The 22,347-nt window shown below is 66.1% G+C and carries 27 protein-coding genes; 22 read left to right on the top strand and 5 right to left on the bottom strand.

What is annotated here, in order from left to right; genetic code table 11:
• Positions 1 to 26 precede the first annotated feature (26 nt).
• Complete coding sequence (locus tag PAA8504_RS10010; protein ID WP_108894019.1) at positions 27 to 1,577, top strand: flotillin family protein; 1,551 nt, start codon at positions 27 to 29, stop codon at positions 1,575 to 1,577.
• A gap of 221 nt (positions 1,578 to 1,798) precedes the next feature.
• Positions 1,799 to 1,969 carry a hypothetical protein gene (locus tag PAA8504_RS22040; RefSeq protein WP_181375754.1) on the top strand — a complete coding sequence of 57 codons (171 nt, stop codon included), beginning with the start codon at positions 1,799 to 1,801 and terminating at the stop codon, positions 1,967 to 1,969.
• A 183-nt stretch (positions 1,970 to 2,152) separates the two neighbouring features.
• Here PAA8504_RS22040 and PAA8504_RS10005 read toward each other — a convergent pair whose 3' ends face one another.
• Positions 2,153 to 2,839, bottom strand: a complete 687-nt coding sequence (locus PAA8504_RS10005; RefSeq protein ID WP_245897582.1) for a DUF4386 domain-containing protein — start codon at positions 2,837 to 2,839, stop codon at positions 2,153 to 2,155.
• Positions 2,840 to 2,970: 131 nt separating this feature from the next.
• Between PAA8504_RS10005 and PAA8504_RS10000 the strand changes: the two genes are divergently transcribed.
• The 4 genes from PAA8504_RS10000 (at position 2,971) to PAA8504_RS09985 (ending at position 6,984) form a co-directional block, all read left to right on the top strand.
• Positions 2,971 to 3,870, top strand: a complete 900-nt coding sequence (locus tag PAA8504_RS10000; protein WP_108894017.1) for a LysR family transcriptional regulator — start codon at positions 2,971 to 2,973, stop codon at positions 3,868 to 3,870.
• A 178-nt stretch (positions 3,871 to 4,048) separates the two neighbouring features.
• Positions 4,049 to 5,125: a TRAP transporter substrate-binding protein gene (locus PAA8504_RS09995; protein WP_108894095.1), complete on the top strand. Its 1,077-nt coding sequence runs from the start codon at positions 4,049 to 4,051 to the stop codon at positions 5,123 to 5,125.
• 8 nt (positions 5,126 to 5,133) lie between these two features.
• Complete coding sequence (locus tag PAA8504_RS09990) at positions 5,134 to 5,652, top strand: TRAP transporter small permease subunit (RefSeq protein ID WP_108894016.1); 519 nt, start codon at positions 5,134 to 5,136, stop codon at positions 5,650 to 5,652.
• Positions 5,653 to 5,658: 6 nt separating this feature from the next.
• Positions 5,659 to 6,984, top strand: a complete 1,326-nt coding sequence (locus tag PAA8504_RS09985) for a TRAP transporter large permease (protein ID WP_108894015.1) — start codon at positions 5,659 to 5,661, stop codon at positions 6,982 to 6,984.
• A 19-nt stretch (positions 6,985 to 7,003) separates the two neighbouring features.
• Here the strand turns inward: PAA8504_RS09985 and PAA8504_RS09980 are convergent, their stop codons facing one another.
• Both PAA8504_RS09980 and PAA8504_RS09975 read right to left on the bottom strand, forming a co-directional pair.
• Positions 7,004 to 7,693 carry a GntR family transcriptional regulator gene (locus PAA8504_RS09980; protein WP_108894014.1) on the bottom strand — a complete coding sequence of 230 codons (690 nt, stop codon included), beginning with the start codon at positions 7,691 to 7,693 and terminating at the stop codon, positions 7,004 to 7,006.
• 89 nt (positions 7,694 to 7,782) lie between these two features.
• Positions 7,783 to 8,076, bottom strand: coding sequence for a hypothetical protein (locus PAA8504_RS09975; RefSeq protein ID WP_146190478.1), 294 nt, complete (start codon positions 8,074 to 8,076; stop codon positions 7,783 to 7,785).
• A gap of 153 nt (positions 8,077 to 8,229) precedes the next feature.
• On the opposite strand from PAA8504_RS09975, the gene phnC reads away from it, so the two are divergent.
• The 6 genes from phnC to PAA8504_RS09945 all read left to right on the top strand — a co-directional run bounded on the left by phnC (position 8,230) and on the right by PAA8504_RS09945 (position 13,395).
• Positions 8,230 to 9,045: a phosphonate ABC transporter ATP-binding protein gene (gene phnC / locus PAA8504_RS09970; RefSeq protein WP_108894012.1), complete on the top strand. Its 816-nt coding sequence runs from the start codon at positions 8,230 to 8,232 to the stop codon at positions 9,043 to 9,045.
• Positions 9,046 to 9,137: 92 nt separating this feature from the next.
• Positions 9,138 to 10,052, top strand: a complete 915-nt coding sequence (phnD, locus tag PAA8504_RS09965) for a phosphonate ABC transporter substrate-binding protein (protein ID WP_108894011.1) — start codon at positions 9,138 to 9,140, stop codon at positions 10,050 to 10,052.
• A gap of 67 nt (positions 10,053 to 10,119) precedes the next feature.
• A complete protein-coding gene (phnE, locus tag PAA8504_RS09960; protein WP_108894010.1) occupies positions 10,120 to 10,995 on the top strand; it encodes a phosphonate ABC transporter, permease protein PhnE in 876 nt (291 codons plus the stop codon).
• Entirely contained in the window at positions 10,992 to 12,320 is a 1,329-nt protein-coding gene (gene phnE / locus PAA8504_RS09955) for a phosphonate ABC transporter, permease protein PhnE (RefSeq protein WP_108894009.1), read from the top strand. The genes phnE (PAA8504_RS09960) and phnE (PAA8504_RS09955) overlap by 4 nt, the downstream gene beginning before the upstream one ends.
• Complete coding sequence (locus PAA8504_RS09950; RefSeq protein ID WP_108894008.1) at positions 12,320 to 12,940, top strand: LbetaH domain-containing protein; 621 nt, start codon at positions 12,320 to 12,322, stop codon at positions 12,938 to 12,940. Before phnE (PAA8504_RS09955) ends, PAA8504_RS09950 begins: the two co-directional genes overlap by 1 nt.
• Entirely contained in the window at positions 12,937 to 13,395 is a 459-nt protein-coding gene (locus PAA8504_RS09945) for a GNAT family N-acetyltransferase (protein ID WP_108894007.1), read from the top strand. Before PAA8504_RS09950 ends, PAA8504_RS09945 begins: the two co-directional genes overlap by 4 nt.
• Here PAA8504_RS09945 and phnF read toward each other — a convergent pair.
• Positions 13,352 to 14,092, bottom strand: coding sequence for a phosphonate metabolism transcriptional regulator PhnF (gene phnF / locus PAA8504_RS09940; RefSeq protein ID WP_108894006.1), 741 nt, complete (start codon positions 14,090 to 14,092; stop codon positions 13,352 to 13,354). The genes PAA8504_RS09945 and phnF overlap by 44 nt on opposite strands.
• Before the next feature lie 81 nt (positions 14,093 to 14,173).
• Between phnF and phnG the strand changes: the two genes are divergently transcribed.
• From phnG to phnN, 7 genes are read left to right on the top strand one after another with little or no spacing between them, the layout of a single operon-like run.
• Positions 14,174 to 14,629 carry a phosphonate C-P lyase system protein PhnG gene (gene phnG / locus PAA8504_RS09935; protein ID WP_108894005.1) on the top strand — a complete coding sequence of 152 codons (456 nt, stop codon included), beginning with the start codon at positions 14,174 to 14,176 and terminating at the stop codon, positions 14,627 to 14,629.
• Positions 14,629 to 15,195 carry a phosphonate C-P lyase system protein PhnH gene (phnH, locus tag PAA8504_RS09930; RefSeq protein ID WP_108894004.1) on the top strand — a complete coding sequence of 189 codons (567 nt, stop codon included), beginning with the start codon at positions 14,629 to 14,631 and terminating at the stop codon, positions 15,193 to 15,195. The genes phnG and phnH overlap by 1 nt, the downstream gene beginning before the upstream one ends.
• On the top strand, positions 15,195 to 16,283 hold the full coding sequence (locus PAA8504_RS09925) for a carbon-phosphorus lyase complex subunit (protein WP_108894003.1): 1,089 nt from the start codon (positions 15,195 to 15,197) through the stop codon (positions 16,281 to 16,283). The genes phnH and PAA8504_RS09925 overlap by 1 nt, the downstream gene beginning before the upstream one ends.
• On the top strand, positions 16,280 to 17,131 hold the full coding sequence (locus tag PAA8504_RS09920; protein ID WP_108894002.1) for an alpha-D-ribose 1-methylphosphonate 5-phosphate C-P-lyase PhnJ: 852 nt from the start codon (positions 16,280 to 16,282) through the stop codon (positions 17,129 to 17,131). Before PAA8504_RS09925 ends, PAA8504_RS09920 begins: the two co-directional genes overlap by 4 nt.
• The gene (phnK, locus tag PAA8504_RS09915) at positions 17,128 to 17,898 is read left to right on the top strand and encodes a phosphonate C-P lyase system protein PhnK (protein WP_108894001.1); all 771 of its coding nucleotides are present in this window, start codon (positions 17,128 to 17,130) and stop codon (positions 17,896 to 17,898) included. The genes PAA8504_RS09920 and phnK overlap by 4 nt, the downstream gene beginning before the upstream one ends.
• Positions 17,899 to 17,901: 3 nt before the next feature.
• Positions 17,902 to 18,585 (top strand): phosphonate C-P lyase system protein PhnL, encoded by a 684-nt coding sequence (phnL, locus tag PAA8504_RS09910; RefSeq protein WP_108894000.1) that lies wholly within the window; start codon positions 17,902 to 17,904, stop codon positions 18,583 to 18,585.
• A complete protein-coding gene (gene phnN / locus PAA8504_RS09905; protein WP_108893999.1) occupies positions 18,582 to 19,127 on the top strand; it encodes a phosphonate metabolism protein/1,5-bisphosphokinase (PRPP-forming) PhnN in 546 nt (181 codons plus the stop codon). Before phnL ends, phnN begins: the two co-directional genes overlap by 4 nt.
• On the opposite strand, the gene PAA8504_RS09900 is transcribed toward phnN, so the two are convergent.
• Entirely contained in the window at positions 19,109 to 19,780 is a 672-nt protein-coding gene (locus tag PAA8504_RS09900; RefSeq protein ID WP_108893998.1) for a DUF1045 domain-containing protein, read from the bottom strand. The two genes, phnN and PAA8504_RS09900, sit on opposite strands and share 19 nt — an antisense overlap.
• Between PAA8504_RS09900 and PAA8504_RS09895 the strand changes: the two genes are divergently transcribed.
• The 3 genes from PAA8504_RS09895 (at position 19,779) to PAA8504_RS22285 (ending at position 22,279) form a co-directional block, all read left to right on the top strand.
• Entirely contained in the window at positions 19,779 to 20,972 is a 1,194-nt protein-coding gene (locus PAA8504_RS09895; RefSeq protein ID WP_108893997.1) for an alpha-D-ribose 1-methylphosphonate 5-triphosphate diphosphatase, read from the top strand. The genes PAA8504_RS09900 and PAA8504_RS09895 overlap by 2 nt on opposite strands.
• Positions 20,973 to 21,091: 119 nt before the next feature.
• Complete coding sequence (locus tag PAA8504_RS22290; RefSeq protein WP_219928913.1) at positions 21,092 to 21,415, top strand: hypothetical protein; 324 nt, start codon at positions 21,092 to 21,094, stop codon at positions 21,413 to 21,415.
• Positions 21,416 to 22,279, top strand: coding sequence for a sensor histidine kinase (locus tag PAA8504_RS22285; protein ID WP_306419529.1), 864 nt, complete (start codon positions 21,416 to 21,418; stop codon positions 22,277 to 22,279). It abuts the gene before it with no gap.
• Positions 22,280 to 22,347 lie beyond the last annotated feature (68 nt).

Raw genomic sequence — 22,347 nt, 5'->3', positions numbered from 1 at the left:
GTGGGATATAGGGGAGGAGAACCGGGATGAGCGCTTTGGGCTGGATCGTTTTGGGACTGATCGTCATCGCGGGGGTGATCGGGCTGGCCGCGTGGGTCTACGAGCGGGCGACCAACGAGGTGGCGCTGGTGCGCACCGGCGTGGGCGGGCGCAAGGTCGTGGCGGACGGGGGGGTGCTGGCGATCCCGTTCTTCCACGAGATCGCCCGGGTCAACATGCAGACGATCCGCATGCATGTCTCGCGCATGGGCGAGGCGTCGTTGATCACCCATGACCGGATGCGCATTGACGTAGGCGCGGAGTTCTATGCCTCGGTCATCCCCGAGACGGACGCGATCGCGCGGGCCTCGCAAACCCTGGGCAAGCGGACCTTCCAGCCTGACCAGCTGAAGGATCTGATCGACGGGATGATGATCGACGCGCTGCGTGCCGTGGCCGCCCAGCGCAGCATGGACGAGCTGCACGAGGATCGCGCGGGCTTCGTCCGCGCGGTACGCGATGCGCTGGGCGAGGTTCTGGCGCGATACGGTTTGCAGATCGACAGCGTGTCGCTGACTGCTTTCGACCAGACCCCGTTTCGCGCGCTGGACGAGAACAACGCCTTCAACGCGGTGGGGATGCGCAAGCTGGCCGAGGTGATCGCCAAGTCCAAGCGCGAGCGCGCCGAGATCGAGGGCGAGAGCCAGGTCGCCGTGCGCCGCGCCGAGGTCGAAAGCAACCGCCGCAAACTGGAAATCGAGCTGGAGCAGCGCCGGGCCGAGATCGCCCAGACCCAGGAGATCGAGACGTTGCTGGCCGCCCAGCTGACCGAGGTCGCCCGCCGCAAGGCCGAGGCCGAGCAGGAGGCCGCCCAGGCCCGCATCCGCATGGAGCAGCAGATCCAGTCGGCCAATATCGGGCGCGAACTGGCGATCCGCGAGGCCGAGATCGCCCAGCTGCGAGCGCTGGACATGGCCGAGCAGGATCGGGTGATCCAGACCGCCGCCAAGAGCCGCGAAGAGACGCAGGCCAAGGCCGAGGCGACCTCGGCCCGGTCGGCGCTGGTCGAGGCCGAGGAGGCATTGCAGACCCTGCGCGCGATGGCCGAGGCCGAGCGGCGCAAGCGGCTGGCGCAGGTCGCCGCCGAGCAGGAGGCCGAGACCGAGGCGTTGCGCGCCTCGCGCCGGGCCAGGTCCGACCGGGAGGTGGCCGGCGCCCGCGCCGAGATCGACCGCGAAGCCGCCGAGACGATGAAGCTGCGCAAGCTGGCCGAGGCGGAGGCCGAGGGCGCCCGGATCGCGGCCGAGAACAACCGGTCCGAGGCGCTGACGGCGATGGAGCTGGAGAAGGCGCGCCTGGCCGCGATGCCCGCGATCATCGGCGAGATGGTCAAGCCGGCCGAGAAGATATCGGGCATCTCCATCAACCACATCACCGGGCTGGACCGGGGCGCGGCGGGGGAGCGGCCGGCCTCGCCCGTGAACCAGACGGTGGATGCGATCCTGGACATGGCGGTCAGCCTGCCCGCGATGAAGAAGCTGGGGGACAGCCTGGGCGTCAATCTCGATACAGGCGCGGCGAAGGACGGCAAAGGCTGAGCCGCTCTGGACTGGCTAGAAGGCTTGACGGAGCGTCCCATCCTGTCAGTGCGTTTTTCAGGGCGGGGCGTCGATCTGGCCGAAGCGTGATCCCGTTCCGACCAACAATTATGGCAGCGAGCGTGGGTGCGGCGTTCTCATAGTTGCCGGAAGCGGGTCGGGCACGGTAGGCGGGGGGGGCGTACCGGCGCTGTCGCCCCAATGTATCCTGCGGTGAGCGATTGCAGTATCGTGCGGTTTCCCGGGCGGCTCGGGCCCGCGAGCTCTACGCATCGTTGCTGACGAACCTGCCGAAGCCCGATGCCTACAGGGTGTTCGTGAGCCGTGATCACGGCACCGATGAGCGCGAGGACCCGGCCCGGGAAAGCGCGGTCGCCGGGCTGACCGCGTAGAACATCCGTCTGGGGGGCCGCACGCCGTGGACGCCTATGCCGAGGTCCGCGCGGCGCGCGATGCCATCTTCGACATGTCCAAACAGATGCTGCACACGCCTCAGGCAACCATGCGCGGCGGCCGGTTGCCCCGCCGGCGGAGGGCGGGGACAGCTCCCCGCAAACCGGTTCTGATCAGGGGCGTCAGGCCGGCTCGGGGACCATCCCTTGGCGGGGGCTGCGCGGGCCGCGGATCAGCATCCACATGGCGAAGCCGATCTCGGCCATCGTTACGATCAGCAGCAGCACGACCTTCAGGCTTGCCAGCAGGGTGGCCTCGGGCAGGGCGAACATCTGCACGCTGTCGACCAGATAGCCAAAGCCACCAACGACCAGCCCCGCGCCCAGAAGCCGGGGATACACCCCTGAGCGCGCGACGAGCGTCCCCAGCAGGATCAGGTGCAGCCAGAAGAAGACCTGCCAGATCCACACCCCGGCATCGTGGACATGGCGCATGAGGCCAGCCAGTTCGATCCGTTGCGCCGCGGAGAAGCTGTCCAGCGGCACGGTCCCGTCGGCCAAGGCAAGCGCGGCCGCGTGGAAGAACAGCATCGCCGCCATTACGGCGACCATCAGCACCCGCGCGTAAGAGGCGGCGAGCGACAATGTCGGGCTCACCTTGCGAAACATGAAATAGAGCATGGCGGAAACGAGGATCTCGGCCGTCATCATCACCACGTCGCCCGCGATCCCTGCGTGGAAAAGGCCACGGCGGTCCGCGATGTTGGCGAATGTCGCCACGGGATCGCCGCCCACATTCAGTGCGCCGGGCACGTAGAGAATGGAGAAGCCGCCGGCGATCGCGATGACGAGGTAAAGTCCGCCGGTCATGCGGGCATAACTGCGGGAAGTGGGGTCCTGGAACGGGTGCATATGGGGCCGCCTTTCGGGATGGGGTTGGGATGGCCGCGATCTACTCCCATACGTTTGCGTAGAGAATGAATTGAATCCTGCGAACTGGTATGCATATCCGTATGGATTGGCGCAGCGTCACGTTCGACTGGACCCGTGTCCGCGCCTTTCTGGTGACGGCCGAGGAGGGGTCGCTGTCGGCTGCGGCACGCGCGCTGGGGATGTCGCAGCCTACGCTGGGCCGCCAGGTCGAGGCATTGGAGGCCGAACTGGGGGTCGCGTTGTTCGAACGTACGGGCCGGGGTTTGCGGCTGTCCCCCATCGGGCACGAACTTCTGGAGCATGCGAGGGCGATGGGCGATGGGGCCCGTGCCCTGTCGCTGGCTGCGTGGGGCCAGACCGAGGCGTTGGAAGGGGAAGTGGCGATTTCCGCTTCGGACGCCTATGCGGCGTATCTTCTGCCGCCGATCCTGGAAAGGCTGCACCGGGCCGAGCCACGCATCCGCATAGATATTGTGGTCTCGAACGACCTGTCCGACCTGTCACGCCGCGAGGCGGACATCGCGGTGCGCAACGTCCGGCCCACCGCGCCCGACCTGATCGCAAGGAAGGTCCGCGACGCTTCGGCCCGCCTGTATGCCGCGCCGGAATACCTTGATCGGGTGGGACGGCGCGGGACGGCGGCGGAATTTTCCGACGCCGAGTTCATCGAGATCGACGATCAGGGCAGCCTGATGCACCTGCTGAACGACAGCGGGTTCGCGTTGACCGGGGCGAATTTTCCTTATCGTTGCCGGAATTTCACCGTGATGTGGGAAATGGTCCGCCGCGGCATGGGGATCGGTGTCATCGACGATCGCATCGGTGACAACGACCCGCACGTCGTGCGCGCGCTGCCGGGGTTCGGGCCGATCGGCTTTCCGGTCTGGTTGGCTGCCCATCGCGACATCGCCCGGTCCCGCCGTCTACGCCTTGTCTTCGATGCGCTGGTCGAGGGGTTGGGACCGTAACCGTCCGGCGCTGACGCCTTCTCAAAGCGCATTAATTGTGGACAGTTTAGGCCCGTCGCGACCAAATCGTATACAAAGAGATCGTCGTCCCGTCTGGAGCGCGATGCAAACTGGTCATCATGCCATCCGGCGTGAAGCCTTGGGCTTGCACATCACTCACGCCAGCGAGGTTCCTGCCATGCTCAGACGAAAGTTTCTCACGACCGCCGCGGTCGCCGGTGCCGCCGCCCCCCTTGCCGCCCCTTCGGTCGCCCGCGCCCAGGACAGCTTCAACTGGCGCATGACCAACGCCTACGGTCCCGGATCGCCCTTCTATGTCGAAGGTCCCGGCAGCCCGACCGATTTTTGCGACAAGGTCGCGGCCATGTCCGGTGGGCGGTTGCAGATCCAGCATTTCGCCGCCGGGGAACTGATCCCCGCGCTGGAAGGCTTTGACGCCGTGCGGGGCGGGGCGGTTCAGATGAACGCCGCCAACGCCTATTTCTGGGCAGGCCGTATCCCGGCGGCGCAGTATTTCACCACCGTGCCTTTCGGCATGAACTTCCAAGGCATGAACGCCTGGCTTTACCACGGCGGCGGTATGGAGCTTTGGGACGAGCTTTACGCGCCGCTGGGACTGAAGGCGTTGCCGATGGGGAATACCGGCGTGCAGATGACCGGCTGGTTCCGCGAGCCGATCGAGAGCGTCGCGGATTTCCAGGACCTGAAGATGCGGATCCCGGGCCTTGCCGGCAAGGTCTATGCCGAGCTTGGCGTCGATGTCCGGCTGCTGCCGGGCGGCGAGATTTTCCCCGCGCTGGAACGCGGCGTGATCGACGCGGCCGAGTTCGTCGGCCCCTATCAGGATCGTCGCCTGGGCCTTCAAAACGCGGCGTCCTACTACTATACCACCGGTTGGGCCGAGCCGTCGAACACGACCGAGCTGCTGATCGGCCTTGAAGCGTGGAACAGCCTGCCGGCGGACTTGCAGGCGATCGTCACCGCCGCTGCCACGGCCTGCAACCTGGAAAGCCACGCCTGGAGCGAGGCGGTGAACGGCGAGGCCATGACCGACCTGGTCGAGAACCAGGGCGTGATCGCCAACGTCCTGCCGCCCGAAGTCGTCGCCGAGTTGAAGAGCGTCACCGAGACGGTGCTGGCCGATGCCGCCGCCGCCGACCCCGATCTTCAGCGCGTGCACGACAGTTACATGGGCTTCATGGCCGAGCACAAAACCTGGGCCGCGCTGTCCGAAAAGGTCCTGTTCGAGCTGTAGGGCATCAGGTGACGGTATTTCTGAAAACGGTCGCGGACATTGCGTCAGGCATTGTCCGCATCATCGGCCAGGTCACCGCGTGGAGCGGCCTGGCCCTTGTGCTGCTCGTGGCGTTCAACGTGCTGGGGAGATACCTGTTCAACTTCGGTACGGTCGGTCTGCAGGAACTGGAATGGCATGTGCTGGCGGTCTCGGCGCTGTTCGGCATGTCCTATTGCCTGAACCAGGGCGGCGAGGTCCGCGTGGACATCTATTACGGCAGGATGGGGCCGCGGGCGCAGGCGGCGGTCGATCTGTTCTCCAGCATCGCGCTTGTGGTCGTGTCGCTGATCATCGCGTGGCTTTCGATCGGCTTTGTCGAGCAGAGCTATTCGATCGGCGAAGGGTCCGCCGATCCCGGCGGACTGACCCACAGATACATTCTGAAAGCCTGCATTCCGGTGGCGTTCCTCCTGCTTGCATTGCAGGCGCTGGCCATGACCTGCGAGGCGGCCGTCCGGCTGCTGACACCAAAGACCGAGGCGTAGATCCAAATGCCGATGATGGAAATCCTGGCCCTGTGCATGATCGGCGCCTTCTTCCTGCTGCTTCTGGCGGGTGTTCCGGTGGCAATCTGCCTGGGCGTGACCGGCCTTGCCTTCGGATACGCGGGCTTCGGGGGGATGCTGTTCACGCTGATGCCGTCGCGCATCTTCGGGGTGGTGACGAACTACACGCTGCTGGCGCTGCCACTGTTCATTTTCATGGGCATCATGCTGGAGAAGAGCCGAATAGCCGAGGACCTGCTGGAGGTCATAGGGCTGGCGATGGGCGGGCTGCGGGGCGGCATGGCGCTGGCCATCATCCTGGTCGGCGTCCTGATGGGCGCGGCCTCGGGCGTGGTCGGGGCGACGGTCGTGACGGTCGGGCTGATCGCGCTGTCGCCGCTGTTGCGCCGCGGTTACGACACGGGCGTCGCGGCGGGGATCATCTGCGCGTCGGGTACGCTGGGCCAGATCATCCCGCCAAGCCTTGTTCTGATCCTGCTGGCCGACATCATGGGTGAAAGTGTCGGCACGCTGTTTGCCGCGGCGCTGTTTCCGGGACTTATGCTGGCCGGGCTGTTCGTGGCCTACATCCTGATCCTGGGCATCGTCTCGCCCGACAGCGTTCCGGCCATCCCGGCCGAAGAGCGCGCCGAGGTGTCTGGCCGCGATCTGGCGGTGCGATTGGTGAAGGTCGTCCTGCCGCCGATCGCGCTGATCGCGCTTGTTCTGGGGTCGATCATCGGGGGGGTCGCGGCCCCGACCGAAGCTGCGTCGATGGGGGCCTTCGGCGCGCTGGTGCTGGCCGCGCTGGCAGGGCGGCTGAACTGGCCGACCCTGCGCGAGACGGTGCGTTCGGCCTTCGTGACATCCGCCATGGTCTTCCTGATCCTGATCTTCGCGCAGCCCTTCGGTCTGGCGTTCCGGGGGCTGGGCGGCGAACGGCTGGTGCAGGATGCCTTCGGCGCCATGCCCGGCGGGCTGAACGGGCAGCTGCTGTTCCTGATGATCCTGCTGTTCGTGCTGGGGTTCTTCCTGGAATGGATCGAGATTTCGTATATCGCACTGCCGCTTTTTCTGCCGGTGTTCCTGGCTTCTGGCGTCGACATGGCATGGATCGCAATATTGGTGGGCATGAACCTTCAGACGTCCTTCCTGACGCCTCCCTTCGGTTGGGCGCTGTTCTTTCTGAAAGGGGTCGCGCCGCCCGAGGTGAAGACATCGCAGATCTATCGCGGCGTGCTGCCATTCATCGCGATCCAGCTGTTCGGCCTGGTCCTGGTGTTCCTCTTTCCCGGGCTGGCGCTCTGGTTGCCCGAGGCGATCGGGTGGTAGGCCTCCGGGGCACCGATTCCTAGCCGTAGGTGCCCTGCCCGGGGTCGGCGGTCTCGGTCGCGTCGTTCAGTTCGCGCAGGACTTCCCGCGCAGCGCTGAGCAGATGCCGCCGTAAAGCGCGCGCCGTGCCTTCGGGGTCGCGGTCAAGGATCGCGGCGACGATGGCGGAATGCTCCTCGTTCGAGCGGTGCATCCGTTCGATCGACTGCAGTTGCGACTTTCGGAAGGGGGCCAGCTTCAGCCGCAGGGAATTGCTGACCTCGGAAAGATCCGCGTTGTGGGCCCCGTCGTAGATCAGCTGGTGGAACTCGGCGTTCGCGACCTCGTACCCTTCGGGGTCCTTTTTCGCCGCGATGGTGCCCAGTCGGGTGTGATGCTCCTCGAGCAGGGCGCGTTCGCTGATCTTCATCCTCTCGCTCGCGAGGCGCCCGCATAGCGCCTCGATCTCTCCCATCGCTTCGAACATCTGCTCGACCCGTTCGGGCGTGATGTCGACGACGATGACCCCGCGAAAGGGGATTCGCTCGGCCAGCGAGCGCGAGACGAGGATATGCAGCGCTTCCCTGACCGGGGTTCGGGACACGCCGAACCGCCTGGTCAGCGACGCTTCGTCCAGCCGCGCCCCGGCGTTCAGGCGCCCGGTGACGATCTCTTTCTCCAATGCGGCGGCGATTGCGGCGCTGTGGACCATGCGCGACGCGGTCGTCATGAAATGCAAGTCCTTCCGCGTCTGATCCGGGGTCCGACAACCATACAGAGAATGATCCCCCTAGAAAAGGGCGGGTCCGGCGTGCTGGATCAGGCCGGTTCGCGCAGGGTGCCCTGCCAATGCTCGCCCATGGCGACGATGCAGGACGTGCCGTTCGCGTAATTCTGCAATATCACCCAATCGCCGCTGGACCGCGATACCCAGACCTCCAGCGTGGTTTCCGGGTCGCGCAGACCCGCGCCGTGACGTTCGGCGCCCAGAACCTGTTTCAGGGTCTGCGACATGCGCGCGCTGTCGTCGCAGCTGACATCCGCCATGGGCGATTGCGCGTGGCCCGGAAACGCCAGGCCAACACACACCATCACTGACAAACGTATGATCATTAATGAAACCTACTCGCCTACCGGATGTAATGTAACAGCTTTATGACGCAGCGCCGTCACAAATCCGTCGTGCAGCTGTCAGAAAACTGAAAGACCCCCGTCACGGAACTGTAGCGTTCGGTGCCTATCCGCCTTCCAAAGACTGGGGGCGACATGCTGAGAATTGAAACGCTGACGAAGCGCTTCGGGGACAAGACGGCGGTGGATGCCGCGAATATCGCGGTCGAGCGGCCCACGATGATCGGGATCATCGGACGGTCGGGCGCGGGCAAATCGACGCTTCTTCGCATGCTCAACCGATTGAGCGACGCGACCGAAGGGACGATCACGTTCGAGGGGGAGGAGGTTTCCTCCCTACGGGGCGCGGCGAAGCGGGACTGGCAATCGCGCTGTGCGATGATCTTTCAGCAGTTCAACCTGGTGCCGCGCATGGACGTCGTCTCGAACGTGCTGCACGGCACGCTGAACAAGCGGTCGACCATGGCCACGATGTTCAACCTCTATCCCCAGGCGGACATCCACCGGGCGATCGAGATCCTCGACCGGCTAGGCATCGCCGAGCAGGCCCCGAAGCGCGCCGAAGCGCTGTCGGGCGGGCAGCAGCAGCGCGTGGCGATCGCGCGGGCGCTGATGCAGGACCCGAAGATCATCCTCGCGGACGAGCCCATCGCCTCGCTCGACCCGATGAACGCGCAGGTGGTGATGCAGTCGCTGCGCACCATCCACGAGGAAGACGGCCGCATGGTCATCGCCAACCTGCACACGCTGGATACCGCGCGGCGCTATTGCGACCGGGTAATCGGCATGCGCGACGGGCGCATCGTCTTCGACGGCACGCCCGCCCAGCTGACGACCGGCGCGGCGCGCGACATCTACGGGGCGGGCGCGGATTTTTCCGAGGATGCCACGTCCACCCAGATCGAAACGCTGGACAGGCCGGAGGTGCGCAAGGCCAAGGCCCTCGTCTGATCCAGTTCTGCCCGCGCCCGCCGCGGACCCCGCTTCATCAACCCGCCCTCAAGCCGCTGTCAGGCAACAGGGCAAACCCAACGGAGAGACCGATGAAAAAGACCCTTGCCCTGGCGCTTGTCGCCACCACCGCCCTGGGCACCACCGCGTTCGCCCAGGAAGAGATTTCCGAGTTCCGCATCGGCATCCTCGGCGGCGAGAACGCCCAGGATCGCATGAACAGCTACCAGTGTCTGGCCGACTACACGACCGAGGCGCTGGGCGTGGAGACCAAGCTGTTCGCCCCCGCCGACTACAACGGCGTGATCCAGGGCCTGCTGGGCGGCACGATCGACATGGCGTGGCTGGGCGCCTCGGCCTATGCCGCCACCTTCCTGCAGGACCCCGAAGTAGTCGAGCCTGTGCTGATAAAGGTGAACCTCGACGGTTCGGTCGGCTATCACTCGATCGGGTTCGCCCGCGCCGACAGCGACATCGCCTCGCTCGAGGATATGGAAGGCAAGGTCTTCGGTTTCGGCGATCCCAACTCGACCTCGGGCTACCTGATCCCGTCGATCGAGATTCCGAAGGCGGGCGACGGAATTACGATGGAGCCGGGCGACTATTTCCAAGACGTCGTTTTCACCGGCGGTCACGAGCAGACCATCGTTGCGGTCGCCAACGGCGATATCGACGGCGGTGTGACCTGGGCCGACGGCCAGGGTAACTGGGAAGACGGCTATAACTCGGGTGCGCTGCGCAAGGCCGTGGATGCGGGTCTGGTCGACATGAACAACCTCGTCGAAATCTGGAAGTCCAACGTGATCCCCGAAGGCCCGGTCGTCCTGCGCTCGGCCCTGCCTGAAGAGGTGAAGACCACGATGACCGAGCTGGTCGACGGTCTTTACGACCAGGATCCCGATTGCGCCTACGGCGTCGCCGCGGGTGACACGCTGGGATTCCAGCCCGTGACCCACGAGATGTACGAAAGCATCATCGCCGCCCGTCAGTCCGTGATCGGCAACTGAACCATCTGACACCACCGACCGGCGGCCCGATCCAGGGCCGCCGGTTCTTCATTTTCGGGGGACGGGAATGACCGACGCAAGCCTCGGCTCCACGCCGCGCGGCCTGGACGCCATTCGCGACAGTTACATGGCGCAGGTCCACCGCCGCCGGCTGTATGGCGGTCTGGCGCTGCTGATCTTCGTCGTGCTGATGGCGTCGGGCTTCAACATCGCCGACGATCGCAACGCCGGCGGCTTCTGGAGTGGGCTGCACCAGATTGGCGACTATCCGGCCGATGTGCTGTCCGAGGCCTGGGAAAAGCGCGCGGAACTGCCGGGGCTGATCGTAAAGTTCTTCCCCGCCCTGGTGGAGACTGTCAACATCGCCGCCGTATCGACCCTGATCGGGGCCATCGGGGGGTTGTTCCTGTCGCTTCTGGGGACGCGGGGCCTGGCCAAGTGGCCGCGGCTGATCCCGCTGTTCCGCCGCATCTCGGACATGATGCGCGCGGTGCCTGAAATCGTGATCGCGCTTGTGCTGATCTTCGTGCTGGGGGGCGGGCCGGTGCCTGCGATGATCGCCATTGCGATCCATACCGCAGGCGCGCTGGGCAAGATGTTCTCGGAAGTGGCCGAGAACGCGGACCTCAAGCCCGTGGAGGGCCTCGCCTCGACCGGAGCCACGTGGTCGCAACGGATGCTTCTGGGCGTGCTCCCGCAGGTCGCGCCCAATTATGTCAGCTATGCCCTGCTGCGGTTCGAGATCAACATCCGCGCCTCTGCTATCCTTGGCTTCGTGGGCGCGGGGGGGCTGGGTTACGAGCTGCGCAACTCCATGGCCTGGGGGCCCGGCCGTTTCGACGAGGCCGCGGCGATCTTCATCCTGCTGTTCGGCACCATCGTCTTCTTCGACCAGCTTTCCAGCCGCTATCGCAATCGCCTTACGGAGGGGCAGGGCCAATGACCGCCATTGATCTGGGGGCCACCAATCTGGATGCCACCAAGCTGAACGCCGACAAGCTGTTCCAGCGCAAGCGGATGGGGGCATTCGCCATTCCGGTGGTGATCGCGATTTACCTCGTCTACATTTTCTTCGCCTTCGACGTTCCGGGCCTTGCCGGACGCGCCAACCTCAACAACGCCGTCACGCTGGCCTCGGACAGCTGGTCGTACAAGGTGCACGTGACGCGCGACAACCGCTCGGGCGACACCAGCTATGCGATCGAGGGGTCGCGCAAGGGGGCCTATCCCGAGGGTCAGCGCCCCGACTGGGTGTCGGGCGACGAGGTCATCACCATCGATCTGGGCGCGGACCATGTCGTGCGCTACCTGCCCGGCGCCCGGACCGAGATCGAGATCCCAGGCTTCCAGATGATCGAGGTGCGGGCTGAGGGGCGCAGCCTTGTCACCAACCTGCCCGAGGATGTGCCTGACTGGATTTCCGCCTCGGATCGGCGCATCGGCATCACCACGCCCGAGGGTCGCATCACGATGACCGGCGCGCGGACCGAGGTGTTCAACTATTTCCCCGGGTGGGAGCTGTTCTGGTTCACGCTCGACAGCCCCTATCACGGGAACGGGCTTGCCGCGATCCTGTTCGGCGACCGGATCGACCCGGACCGCCCCAACATCACTGGCGCGGTGTCGGACTGGTGGAACAACGCCATGTGGCGCCACAAGGACGTGGCCTGGGCGATCGGCGAGACTATCCTGATGGCGTTCCTGGGCACCATGGGGGCCGCCATCATCGCGTTGCCGCTGGCCTTCCTGGCCGCCCGGCGCTTCTCGCCCATCATGGTGTTGCGCGCCGCGACCCGCCGTCTGTTCGACTTCGTGCGGGGGGTAGACGCGCTGATCTGGACCGTGGTTCTGGCCCGCGCCTTCGGCCCCGGGCCGCTGACCGGGGCGCTGGCGATCCTGATCACCGACACCGGCACGTTCGGCAAGGTCTTCTCCGAGGCGCTGGAAAACGTCGACCAGAAGCAGATCGAGGGGATTTCCTCGACCGGAGCGAAGCCGCTTCAACGCTACCGCTTCGGCGTGATCCCGCAGGTCGTTCCGGTGCTGTTGTCGCAGATCCTGTATTTCCTGGAATCCAACACGCGATCGGCCACCATCATCGGTGCGATCACGGGCGGGGGCATCGGCCTGTTGCTGACCCAGGCGATCCAGACCCAGAACGACTGGGAGCAGGTGGCCTATTACATCGTGCTGATCGTGCTCATGGTGATGGTGATGGACTGGCTGTCGGCTTGGCTGCGGGGCAAGCTGATCGGACGCAGTACCTGATGGCACGGTTGAAAGAGGGGGCACCGTTCCTGCACCCGGACTGCGAGATCAGCGACAGCACGTTCGGCGCATATGTCGAAATCGGCCGCGGCAGCCGCGTGGCGCATTCGGTCTTCGGCGATTACAGCTATTGCGACCGCTACGCCGACGTCGCCAATGCGCGGATCGGCAAGTTCGCCAATATCGCGGCCTTCTCGCGCATCGGCGCGACGGACCATCCGTTGCACACCGCCGCGTGCCACCATTTCCTGTATCGCTCGGACGATTACTGGGACGACGCGGACCGCGACGACACCTTCTTCGACCACCGCAAATCCCGGATCGCGTGGATCGGCCACGACACCTGGATCGGCGCGGGTGCGATGATCAAGCCCGAGGTCACGCTGGGCCACGGTGCGGTCGTGGCTGCCGGGGCGATCGTGACGAAGGACGTTGATCCCTATACCATCGTGGCGGGCATCCCGGCGCGCCCCTTGCGTCCGCGCCAGCCGCCCGACATTGCCCGGCGCTTGATCGAGCTGGCATGGTGGGATTGGTCGCATGACGCCCTGCGGGACGCGTTACACGATTTCCGTACGCTGACGGCCGAAGCTTTCCTGGAAACCTACGAGGTCCGATGACCGGCGTCGAAACGACATTGCGTCCGGCCACGCGGGAGGATGCCGCGTATATCCTGCGCCTGGAAGACGCCGGAATGCGCAGCTATGCCAAAAAGCTTTGGGGCGCTTGGAAACCGTCAGCCACCCCCGAAACCCTGGCTCTGGCCGGGCATGAAGTGATCCGCGCGGCAGGGCGGGATGCGGGGTGCATCGCCTGCTCCTGGCACCCCGATCACCTGCGGATCCACAAGCTGTACGTTGCGCCCGCCTGTCGTGGTCAAGGGATCGGGGCCTCTGCGCTGGCATGCAAGCTTCGGGATGCCGCGGCGAAGAGACTGCCCGTCAGGCTTACGGTTCTGGCTACGAACCCCGAGGCCGCCCGGTTCTATGCGCGGGAAGGCCTGTGCGAGATCGCCCGCGATGCCGAGCGTATCATGTTCGAGTATCGTCCGGCCCCGCATCCAGGGTTAGAGTAACCCGATCCCCCGCGAACCACGTCCGGCCATACTCGACCGGCTGTCCCGCCTCGTCCACATTTACGCCCGACGTGCGAAGCAGCGGGTCGCCTTCGGTCAGTTGCAGGTGCAACGCCTGGGTTGCCGTGGCCCGGACGGCCGTCAGGCGGGTCGTGGCGCGGATGTAGTCGCGGACGCCCACCGCGCCCAGGGCTTCGGTCACGCTGCCGGTCTGTCGCAACGCGTCCCCAATTCTGGGCAGGCGGGTCAGGGGAAACAGGCTTTCGAATACGGCCATCGGCTGCCCATCGGCCAGCGACAGGCCGTGATAGGCGCAGACTGGATCTCCGGCGTCGATCTGCAGGGCCTTCGCCTCGCCCGGTGTGGCCGCACGCGCTTCCAGGTCCAGCACGCGCTTCTCGGGCCGGCGGCCCGCGGCGATGACGTTCTCGTGGAAGCGCACGCGCCGCCCGATGGGGTAGTCCGTGGGCGTGGCGGCGACGAACGCGCCGGAGCCGCGGCGGGTGCGGATCAATCCCTCGTCCACCAGGGCCGCGATGGCGTGGCGAACCGTGTGGCGGTTCACGCCGAACCTGTCGGCTAACGCCGCCTCGGTGGGCAGCTTGTCGCCGGGGCCATAGCGGCCTTCGGACAGGTCGGTGCGCAAGGCGTCCGCGATGGCCTTCCAGATCGGGGTCTTGGCTGAGCTGTCACGCAAGTATCACAAATCTCCTCTGTCGCGGGGCGGCGGATCTGGTAAGATGTGTATAGTTGTATAGTATACGGAAAAGTTGTCGAGATGAAAGACGGTTTCGACCAGAACGCCCCGCGAAAGTCCTGGATGGGGCTTCTTGCCAAGGCCCCGGAGGGGCGCGCGGCCGCCTTGCTGGACGGCGCGATGGCGCGCCCGTCCTTCACCTGGCTGCGCGCGCCGGAGATCGGCACCACCATGGTCCGCGCCCGCGCGGGCGGGACCGGCACGTCGTTCAACCTGGGCGAGGTCACGGTCACCCGCTGCGCCCTTACCCTGGAGGGCGGCCCGGTGGGCCATGCCTATATCCGGGGGCGGCGCAAGGCGGATGCCGAAGCTGCCGCGCTGATCGACGCGCTGATGCAGACGGATAGGGCAGGGGTCTTGCAGGCCGAGGTTCTGGACAGGCTGCACGCCGAGGCTGCCGCGGCCAAGGCCGACCGCGCGGGCAAGGCGGCGGCGACGAAGGTCGATTTCTTCACCATGGTCAGGGGAGAGGACTGATGCCCCAATCCCAAACGCTTTCCGGCGGCTTTGCCGATCCCGCACGCCAGTCGGCCCACGCGTTCCGCAGCGTGATGGAGGCGATGGCCCGCCCCGGCAGCCTGCACGACATAACCGGCGCGGAACCGCCCGCGTCGTTGTCGGTTGCGACCGGCGCGGTATTGCTGACGCTGTGCGACACGGACACGCCGGTCCACCTGGCCGGGGACGCGGATTGCGCCACGGTGCGCGACTGGATCGCCTTTCACACCGGCGCGCCCTTCTGCGGCCCCGCGGATTGCATGTTCGCCCTGGGCACGTGGCAGGCGCTGGCGCCCCTGTCGGCCTTTCCCACCGGGACCGCCCAGTATCCCGACCGGTCGGCCACCATGATCGTCGAGGTCCCGCAGCTTTCCGCGTCGGGCGCCACGCTGACCGGCCCCGGCATCAAGGACAACGCGTCCCTGTCGCTGCCTGAGACGCGGGCCTTCCGGGACAACCACGCGCTGTTCCCGTTGGGGCTGGACTTCATCTTCACAAGTGGCAGCCGCCTTGCCGCGCTGCCCCGTTCGACGGAGGTTCGCTGATGTATGTTGCCGTGAAAGGCGGAGAGCGAGCGATCGAGAACGCCCATGCCTGGCTGGCCGAGGAGCGTCGGGGCGATCCGGGCGTCGCCGAACTGGACGTCGCGCAGATCCGCCAGCAGCTCGGGCTGGCAGTCAATCGCGTCATGGCCGAGGGGTCGCTGTACGACCCCGACCTTGCCGCGCTGGCGATCAAGCAGGCGCGGGGCGACCTGATCGAGGCGATCTTCCTGATCCGCGCCTATCGCACCACGCTGCCCCGCTTCGGCGCGTCGACCCCCGTCGATACCGGGGCGATGGCCTGCGACCGCCGTATCTCGGCCACCTTCAAGGACCTGCCGGGCGGGCAGATACTGGGGCCGACCTTCGACTACACCCACCGCCTGCTGGATTTCAAACTCGCGGCCGAGGGCGAGGTGCCCGACGCGCCTAAGCGCGACGCGGATCTGGCCGACGTGCCCCACGTGACCGGGTTCCTGAACCGCGAGGGCCTGATCGAAGAGGCCCCGCAGGACGACACGCCGCCCCCCGACCTGACCCGCGAACCGCTTGAGATGCCCGCCGACCGCGCCCTGCGCTTGCAGGCCCTGGCGCGCGCGGACGAGGGGTTCACCCTGGGCCTGGCCTATTCCACGCAGCGCGGATACGCCCGCAACCACGCCTTCGTGGGCGAGCTGCGGATCGGGTCTGTCCCGGTCGAGATGGAGATCCCCGAGCTGGGCTTCGCGGTCGAGATCGGAGAGATCACCCTGACCGAATGCGAGACCGTGAACCAGTTCAAGGGCTCGAAGACCGAGCCGCCGCAATTCACTCGCGGTTACGGGCTGGTCTTCGGCCAGACCGAGCGCAAGGCGATCTCAATGGCGCTGGTGGACCGCGCCCTGCGGTGGGAGGAGCTGGGCGAAGACGATCAGGGTGCGCCCGCGCAGGACGCCGAATTCGTCCTTTATCACGCCGACAACATCCAGGCGACCGGGTTCCTCGAGCATATCAAGCTGCCCCATTACGTCGATTTCCAGTCCGAGCTTGAACTGGTGCGCAAGCTGCGCCGCGAGGCAGGGGCCCACCAGGTGCAGGAGGCCGCTGAATGACCGACTACAACTTCGCCTATCTCGACGAGCAGACAAAGCGGATGATCCGCCGCGCGATCCTGAAGGGGCTGGCGATCCCCGGCTACCAGGTGCCCTTCGCCAGCCGCGAGATGCCGATGCCTTATGGCTGGGGCACCGGGGGCATCCAGGTCTCGGCCGCGGTTCTGACGCCCGAAGATCGGTTCAAGGTCATCGACCAGGGCGCGGACGACACGACCAACGCCGTGTCGATCCGTACGTTCTTCGAACGCACCGCCGGGGTGAAGACGACCACCGCCACCGCCGAGGCGACGGTGATCCAGACCCGGCATCGCATCCCCGAGGCGCCCCTGACCGAAGGGCAGATCCTGGTCTATCAGGTGCCCATCCCCGAACCCCTGCGCTTTCTCGAGCCGCGCGAAAGCGAGACGCGCAAGATGCACAGCCTCGAGGAATACGGGCTGATGCACGTGAAGCTCTACGAGGACATCAGCCGCCACGGGCATATCGCCACCTCTTACGCCTACCCGGTGAAGGTCGAGGGGCGGTATGTCATGGACCCGTCCCCGATCCCCAAGTTCGACAATCCGAAACTGGGCGACATGGCGGCGATCCAGCTGTTCGGCGCGGGGCGGGAGCAACGCATCTACGCCCTGCCGCCCTACACGCAGGTCGTGTCGCTGGATTTCGAGGATCACCCGTTCGACCCTTCGCGCGCCGATCACCCCTGCGGCCTGTGCGGGGCCGAGGACAGTTACCTCGACGAGGTGATCGTGGACGACGCGGGCGGGCGGATGTTCGTCTGTTCCGACACCGACTATTGCAGTGCCCGCCAGGCCGCGGGCCATACCGGAAAGGATGCTGCATGACCCCGTTGCTGTCGGTTCAGGGCATCACCAAGCGGTACGGCGCGCATATCGGCTGCGCCGACGTGTCGTTCGACCTTTATCCGGGCGAGGTCATGGGGATTGTCGGCGAAAGCGGCTCGGGCAAGTCCACGCTTCTGAGTTGCCTTGCCGGGCACCTGACCCCGGACGCAGGGCAGGTGGTCTTCGACACCCGCGCGGACGGCCCGCGCGACACCGTCACCATGGCCGAGCCCGAGCGCCGGATGCTGGGCCGCACGGACTGGGCCTTCGTCCACCAGCACGCCCGGGACGGGTTGCGCATGGGCGTCAGCGCGGGCGGCAACGTGGGCGAGCGGCTGATGGCCGTGGGGGCGCGTCACTACGGGGATATCCGCAACAAGGCGACAGACTGGCTGGACCGTGTGGAGATCGACGCCGCCCGCGTGGACGACCGGCCCACGACCTTCTCGGGGGGGATGCAGCAGCGCCTGCAGATCGCGCGCAACCTGGTGACCGGCCCGCGGCTGGTGTTCATGGATGAGCCTACGGGTGGTCTGGATGTCTCGGTCCAGGCGCGGCTGCTGGACCTGCTGCGCGGGCTGGTCCGCGACATGGGCCTGTCGGCGATCATCGTCACCCACGACCTGGCAGTGGTGCGCCTACTGGCGGACCGACTGATGGTCATGAAATCGGGCCATGTTGTCGAGGCCGGGCTGACCGACCAAGTGCTGGACGATCCGCAGCACGCCTACAGCCAGCTTCTTGTCAGTTCCGTCCTGCAGGTGTGAGAGATGATCGAGTTAAGAAACGTGTCCAAGACCTTCACCCTGCACAATCAGGACAGTACGGTGATCGAGGTCGTCAACGATGTCTCCTTCACGGTCGGCCGGGGCGAATGCGTGGCGCTGACCGGGGCGTCAGGGGCGGGCAAGTCGACATTGATGCGGATGATCTACGGCAATTACCTGACGCAGGCGGGTGAGATCCGCATCGGCGATCTGAACCTTGTGCAAGCGAAACCGCGCGAGATCATCGCCCTCCGCCGCGAGGTGCTGGGGTATGTCAGCCAGTTCCTGCGGGTGGTTCCACGCGTGCCGACGCAGGACGTGGTGGCCGAACCGCTGCGTGCGGTCGGTGTGTCTGCTGAGGATGCGCAGGCGCGTGCGCAGGACTTGCTGACGCGCCTGAACATACCCGAACGGCTCTGGTCCCTGTCGCCCACCACCTTCTCGGGCGGCGAACAGCAGCGCGTGAACATCGCCCGGGGATTTGCCCATGCCTATCCTGCCATGCTGCTGGACGAACCCACCGCCAGCCTTGATGCTGCGAACCGCGAGGTCGTGCTGTCGCTGATCGAGGATGCCAAGGCGCGCGGGGCCGCGATCATCGGCATCTTCCATGACGAGGCCGCGCGGGCCCGTGTCTGTGACCGCGAGATCGACGTGGGCCGCTTCACGCCCGGACTAGCCGCATGACCGTCGGGCGCCTCATCGCGGTGGTCGGTCCGTCGGGCGTCGGCAAGGACAGCTTCATGGCCGGCCTTCGCGATGCGATCCCCGATCTGAACGTGGTGCGACGGGTGATCACGCGCGCGCCGGATTTGGGCGGCGAAGACTACGATGCCGTGACGGTGGACCAGTTCGACGAGATGGTCGCGAACGGTGATTTCGCGGTGCACTGGGGCGCGCACGGTCTGTATTACGGGATTCCGGATGCGGTGAGGACACGGTTGGCGGAAGGGGCCGATTGCCTCGTGAATTTCTCACGCCATTCCCTGACGGACGCAGCAGAGATCTTCCCGCGACTGACCGTTCTGAATATCACGGCTACGCCCGAAACCCTGATGCGCCGCCTGATCGCGCGCGGCCGTGAGCCCGAGGAGGAAATCGCCCGGCGGCTTGCGCGGGCCGAGAAACCCTTGCCCCAGGGGCTGGACGTGATCCACCTGTCCAACGATGGTCCCTTGAACCAGACGGTCGCCCGCGCGACCGCCTTGCTTCAGCCGGCTAGGGTGTAGCGATGGATCAGCTCGAACCGGCCGTCCTCACGCTCGCCGCACAGGGCGATCTGATCCACCACGAAGGGGTCGGGCAGCTTCGGCAAATGGCGCCCGGCCAGCTCCTTCCATGCCGAGATGGTGTCTTCGGGCAACTGTCCCGAGAGGGTCAGGTGGAAGCGGAATTCCTCCATCACGTATGGATAGCCCCACCGCGTCAGCAACACCTCCTGACGCTCGGTCAGGCCGGCGTTCCGCCGCCGGGCAAGATCGGCCGGGTCGGGCGAAGCGCGAAACGGGTCGAGGTCGCGAACGCAAGCCTCGGCCAGCCGTCGCAGCGGCCCCGCCTCGCCGCGCGGCGTCAGGGCCAGGAAGCGGCCGATCGCCGTCAGGTCCAGCCCAGTGCACGCGGCGGGTTCCAGCGACCCGGCAAGCGTCGAGGCCGCGGCCTTCAGATCCGCAACCGTTCGACCAGCCGCCAGGCGGAAGGGCGGCTTCAAAGTGCCATGGAACCCGTACTTGCGCGGTGTCATGGTGATGTCGCGCAAGGCGGGCAGATCGGGTTGGGGCACCTCGCAGCCGCGGGCGACGTCCCATCCCAGCCAGGTTCGGCCGAACGCCGCCAAGGGGCCCTCGGGCGGCACGTAATAGATTGCGAATCGAGAGTATGACATGAATTCCCTTTTTCCCGTTTCATCTGTGGCGAAGGCCCATGACAGCGATACGTCAGCCGATCTTTGCCTCGCCAATGCGCGACTGGTCCTGCCGGATCGGGTCATGACCGGCGCGCTGACGATCGAACGGGGCGTGATCTCAGGGATTGAGGAAGGGGACAACGTACCGACCGGTGCGGTGGATTGTGCGGGCGACCTGGTTTTGCCGGGCTTGGTGGAGCTGCACACCGACAACCTCGAGCGTCATATCGAACCGCGCCCCGATGTCGATTGGCCCCATCTGCCGGCCCTGATCGCCCACGATGCCGAACTGGCCTCGACCGGGATCACCACCGTCTTCGACGCCATGCGCGTCGGCTCGATCCACAGCGGCAAGGGACGCTATGTCGACTATGCCCGCAAACTGGCGGACGAGCTTCTGGCGGCCCGCGCGGCAGGTCTTCTGAAGATCAGCCACTTCCTGCATCTCAGGGCCGAGATCTGCTCGGAAACCCTGCTGGAGGAGCTTGCGGCGTTCGGGCCCGAAGACAGTGTCGGCATCGTCAGCCTGATGGATCACACCCCGGGCCAGCGGCAATTCCGCGACCTGTCTGCCTTGAAATCCTATGTCGCGAAGAAACGCGGTATGAATGACGCGGAGTTCGCCGAGCACGTGGAGGACCTGCTGAGCCTGCAACGGCGCTTCGGCAGCAAACACGAACAAGGCGCGGTCGCCGAGTCCGGCCGGCTGGGTGCCGTCCTTGCCAGCCACGACGACACCACGGCCGATCATGTCGCGACGTCCGCCGAAAACGGCGTCGGGTTTGCCGAGTTTCCAACGACGCTCGAAGCCGCCGAGGCCTGCCGCGCGCACGGGATTGCCGTGATGATGGGGGCGCCGAACCTGATCCGCGGTGGCTCTCACTCGGGCAATGTCGCGGCGGAACAGCTGGCAGGGGCGGACCTTCTGGACATCGTCTCGTCGGATTACGTCCCTTCGGCGCTGCTTCTGTCGGCCTTCCACCTGGCGGAAATATGGGGCGACCTGCCGCGCGCGATCAAGACGGTGACCAGCAACCCGGCCCGGGCCGCCGGCCTTGGGGATCGTGGCGCCTTGCAGGTGGGACGGCGAGGCGACGTCTTGCGACTGCGCCGGGTCGACCGGGCGCCGCTTCTGCGCGGCGTCTGGAGCCATGGTATTCGGGTCGGGTAACGCATGCCTGACGGCCCAGCTGGCGGTCCGGGGCACGGCTTGCGCCCCGACGGCATGCGTGGTTTGCGCATCCGAAGACTGAGGACTACTGTCCAGGCACGTCAAATCTGGAAAACTTGATGCTCGCCCCTGACGACCCCCATAGACTGGATATCCGGCAAATCAGCAGGATCCGCGAAGTGCCGGTGATCCTAGACGCATGTCGTGCGGCGACGGGCATGGGCTTTACGGCCGTCGCCCGCGTTACCGAGGATCGATGGATCACTTGCGCCTCTCTCGATCATGTCAGCTTCGGCCTGCTGCCCGGGGACGAGCTGGAGGTCCGGTCGACCATTTGCCAGGAGGTGCGCACCTGCCGCGATGCCATCACGATCCCGGATGTCGACGCGAGCGAGGTCTACAAGGACCACGACACCCCGCGCCGCTATGGGTTCAAAAGCTAGATCTCTGTCCCGATCTTCCGAACCGACGGCAGCTTTTGGGGCACGCTCTGCGCCATCGACCCGGAACCGCGGACGATCACACCGGAGACGCACACCACCTTCCGGCTTTTCGCCCAGCTCATCGCGCTCGAGCTGGACCGGAATGAAGAGCTGGAAGCAGGCCAAGCGGCTCTCGCAACCGAACGTGATACCGCCCGCCTGAGGGAGGAGTTCATCGCGGTCGTGGGGCACGATCTGAGAAATCCGATCGGCGCAGTCTCGGCCGGCTTGCGGATGCTGTCGCAGGACGGCACTGACGCCCGACGCGCAGCTATCCTGATCCCCGAGATGCAACGCTCGCTCACGCGGGCGAACCAGATCATCACTAACCTGATGGATTTCGCCCGCGGTCGGTTGGGCGGCGGGATCGAGATAGTGGCTCCGCGTCCGGTCGACCTTGACCCGGTCTTTCGCGGCGTCGCGAACGAGATCTCGCAGTTCTCGACGCAGCCCATCGAATGCATGATCGACCTGCCGCAGCAGATCCGCGCCGATCCAATGTGGCTCGGGCAGCTTCTGTCGAACCTTCTGGGCAACGCGGTCACCCATGGCGAGCCGGGTAAGCCGATCCGGCTTGAAGCTATGACCCGGGACGGAATGCTGCGCGTCGCCGTGACCAACCAGGGCGAGCCGATCGCGGACGCGGACAAGGCTTCGCTGTTTCAACCAGTCTCGCGCGGGCGCGACACGGAGAGCCTTCAGGGGCTTGGCCGGGGACTGTATATCGCGTCCGAAATCGCCCGCGCCCATGACGGGCGGATCGATCTGGAGTCCTCGGTTTCGGGCTCGACAACCTTCGCTTTCACGATGCCGGCACGGCGCTAGCTCCGCCCGGCCACCGACTTGCCGGCCGTATCGTTGGGACGTGGCCGGCAAACCGCCCCCGGGCGCCC

It is taken from the genome of Palleronia abyssalis, assembly GCF_900302445.1.
Classification (GTDB): Bacteria; Pseudomonadota; Alphaproteobacteria; order Rhodobacterales; family Rhodobacteraceae; genus Palleronia; species Palleronia abyssalis.
This window is presented reverse-complemented; position numbering and strand designations above follow the sequence as displayed.

Bases quoted from the DNA above. Each gene is read 5' to 3' on its own strand.
- PAA8504_RS22290 (WP_219928913.1), top strand. From the start codon at position 21,092: ATGCTCGCCCCTGACGACCCCCATAGACTGGATATCCGGCAAATCAGC.
- PAA8504_RS10010 (WP_108894019.1), top strand. From the start codon at position 27: ATGAGCGCTTTGGGCTGGATCGTTTTGGGACTGATCGTCATCGCGGGG.
- phnC (WP_108894012.1), top strand. From the start codon at position 8,230: ATGCTGAGAATTGAAACGCTGACGAAGCGCTTCGGGGACAAGACGGCG.
- phnE (WP_108894010.1), top strand. From the start codon at position 10,120: ATGACCGACGCAAGCCTCGGCTCCACGCCGCGCGGCCTGGACGCCATT.
- PAA8504_RS10000 (WP_108894017.1), top strand. From the start codon at position 2,971: ATGCATATCCGTATGGATTGGCGCAGCGTCACGTTCGACTGGACCCGT.
- PAA8504_RS09895 (WP_108893997.1), top strand. From the start codon at position 19,779: ATGAATTCCCTTTTTCCCGTTTCATCTGTGGCGAAGGCCCATGACAGC.
- PAA8504_RS09985 (WP_108894015.1), top strand. From the start codon at position 5,659: ATGCCGATGATGGAAATCCTGGCCCTGTGCATGATCGGCGCCTTCTTC.
- phnN (WP_108893999.1), top strand. From the start codon at position 18,582: ATGACCGTCGGGCGCCTCATCGCGGTGGTCGGTCCGTCGGGCGTCGGC.
- PAA8504_RS09945 (WP_108894007.1), top strand. From the start codon at position 12,937: ATGACCGGCGTCGAAACGACATTGCGTCCGGCCACGCGGGAGGATGCC.
- PAA8504_RS09925 (WP_108894003.1), top strand. From the start codon at position 15,195: ATGTATGTTGCCGTGAAAGGCGGAGAGCGAGCGATCGAGAACGCCCAT.
- phnE (WP_108894009.1), top strand. From the start codon at position 10,992: ATGACCGCCATTGATCTGGGGGCCACCAATCTGGATGCCACCAAGCTG.
- PAA8504_RS09980 (WP_108894014.1), bottom strand. From the start codon at position 7,693: ATGACGACCGCGTCGCGCATGGTCCACAGCGCCGCAATCGCCGCCGCA.
- PAA8504_RS09900 (WP_108893998.1), bottom strand. From the start codon at position 19,780: ATGTCATACTCTCGATTCGCAATCTATTACGTGCCGCCCGAGGGCCCC.
- PAA8504_RS09995 (WP_108894095.1), top strand. From the start codon at position 4,049: ATGCTCAGACGAAAGTTTCTCACGACCGCCGCGGTCGCCGGTGCCGCC.
- phnD (WP_108894011.1), top strand. From the start codon at position 9,138: ATGAAAAAGACCCTTGCCCTGGCGCTTGTCGCCACCACCGCCCTGGGC.
- PAA8504_RS09950 (WP_108894008.1), top strand. From the start codon at position 12,320: ATGGCACGGTTGAAAGAGGGGGCACCGTTCCTGCACCCGGACTGCGAG.
- PAA8504_RS10005 (WP_245897582.1), bottom strand. From the start codon at position 2,839: ATGACCGGCGGACTTTACCTCGTCATCGCGATCGCCGGCGGCTTCTCC.
- phnL (WP_108894000.1), top strand. From the start codon at position 17,902: ATGATCGAGTTAAGAAACGTGTCCAAGACCTTCACCCTGCACAATCAG.
- phnH (WP_108894004.1), top strand. From the start codon at position 14,629: ATGCCCCAATCCCAAACGCTTTCCGGCGGCTTTGCCGATCCCGCACGC.
- phnK (WP_108894001.1), top strand. From the start codon at position 17,128: ATGACCCCGTTGCTGTCGGTTCAGGGCATCACCAAGCGGTACGGCGCG.
- PAA8504_RS09975 (WP_146190478.1), bottom strand. From the start codon at position 8,076: ATGATCATACGTTTGTCAGTGATGGTGTGTGTTGGCCTGGCGTTTCCG.
- phnG (WP_108894005.1), top strand. From the start codon at position 14,174: ATGAAAGACGGTTTCGACCAGAACGCCCCGCGAAAGTCCTGGATGGGG.
- PAA8504_RS09920 (WP_108894002.1), top strand. From the start codon at position 16,280: ATGACCGACTACAACTTCGCCTATCTCGACGAGCAGACAAAGCGGATG.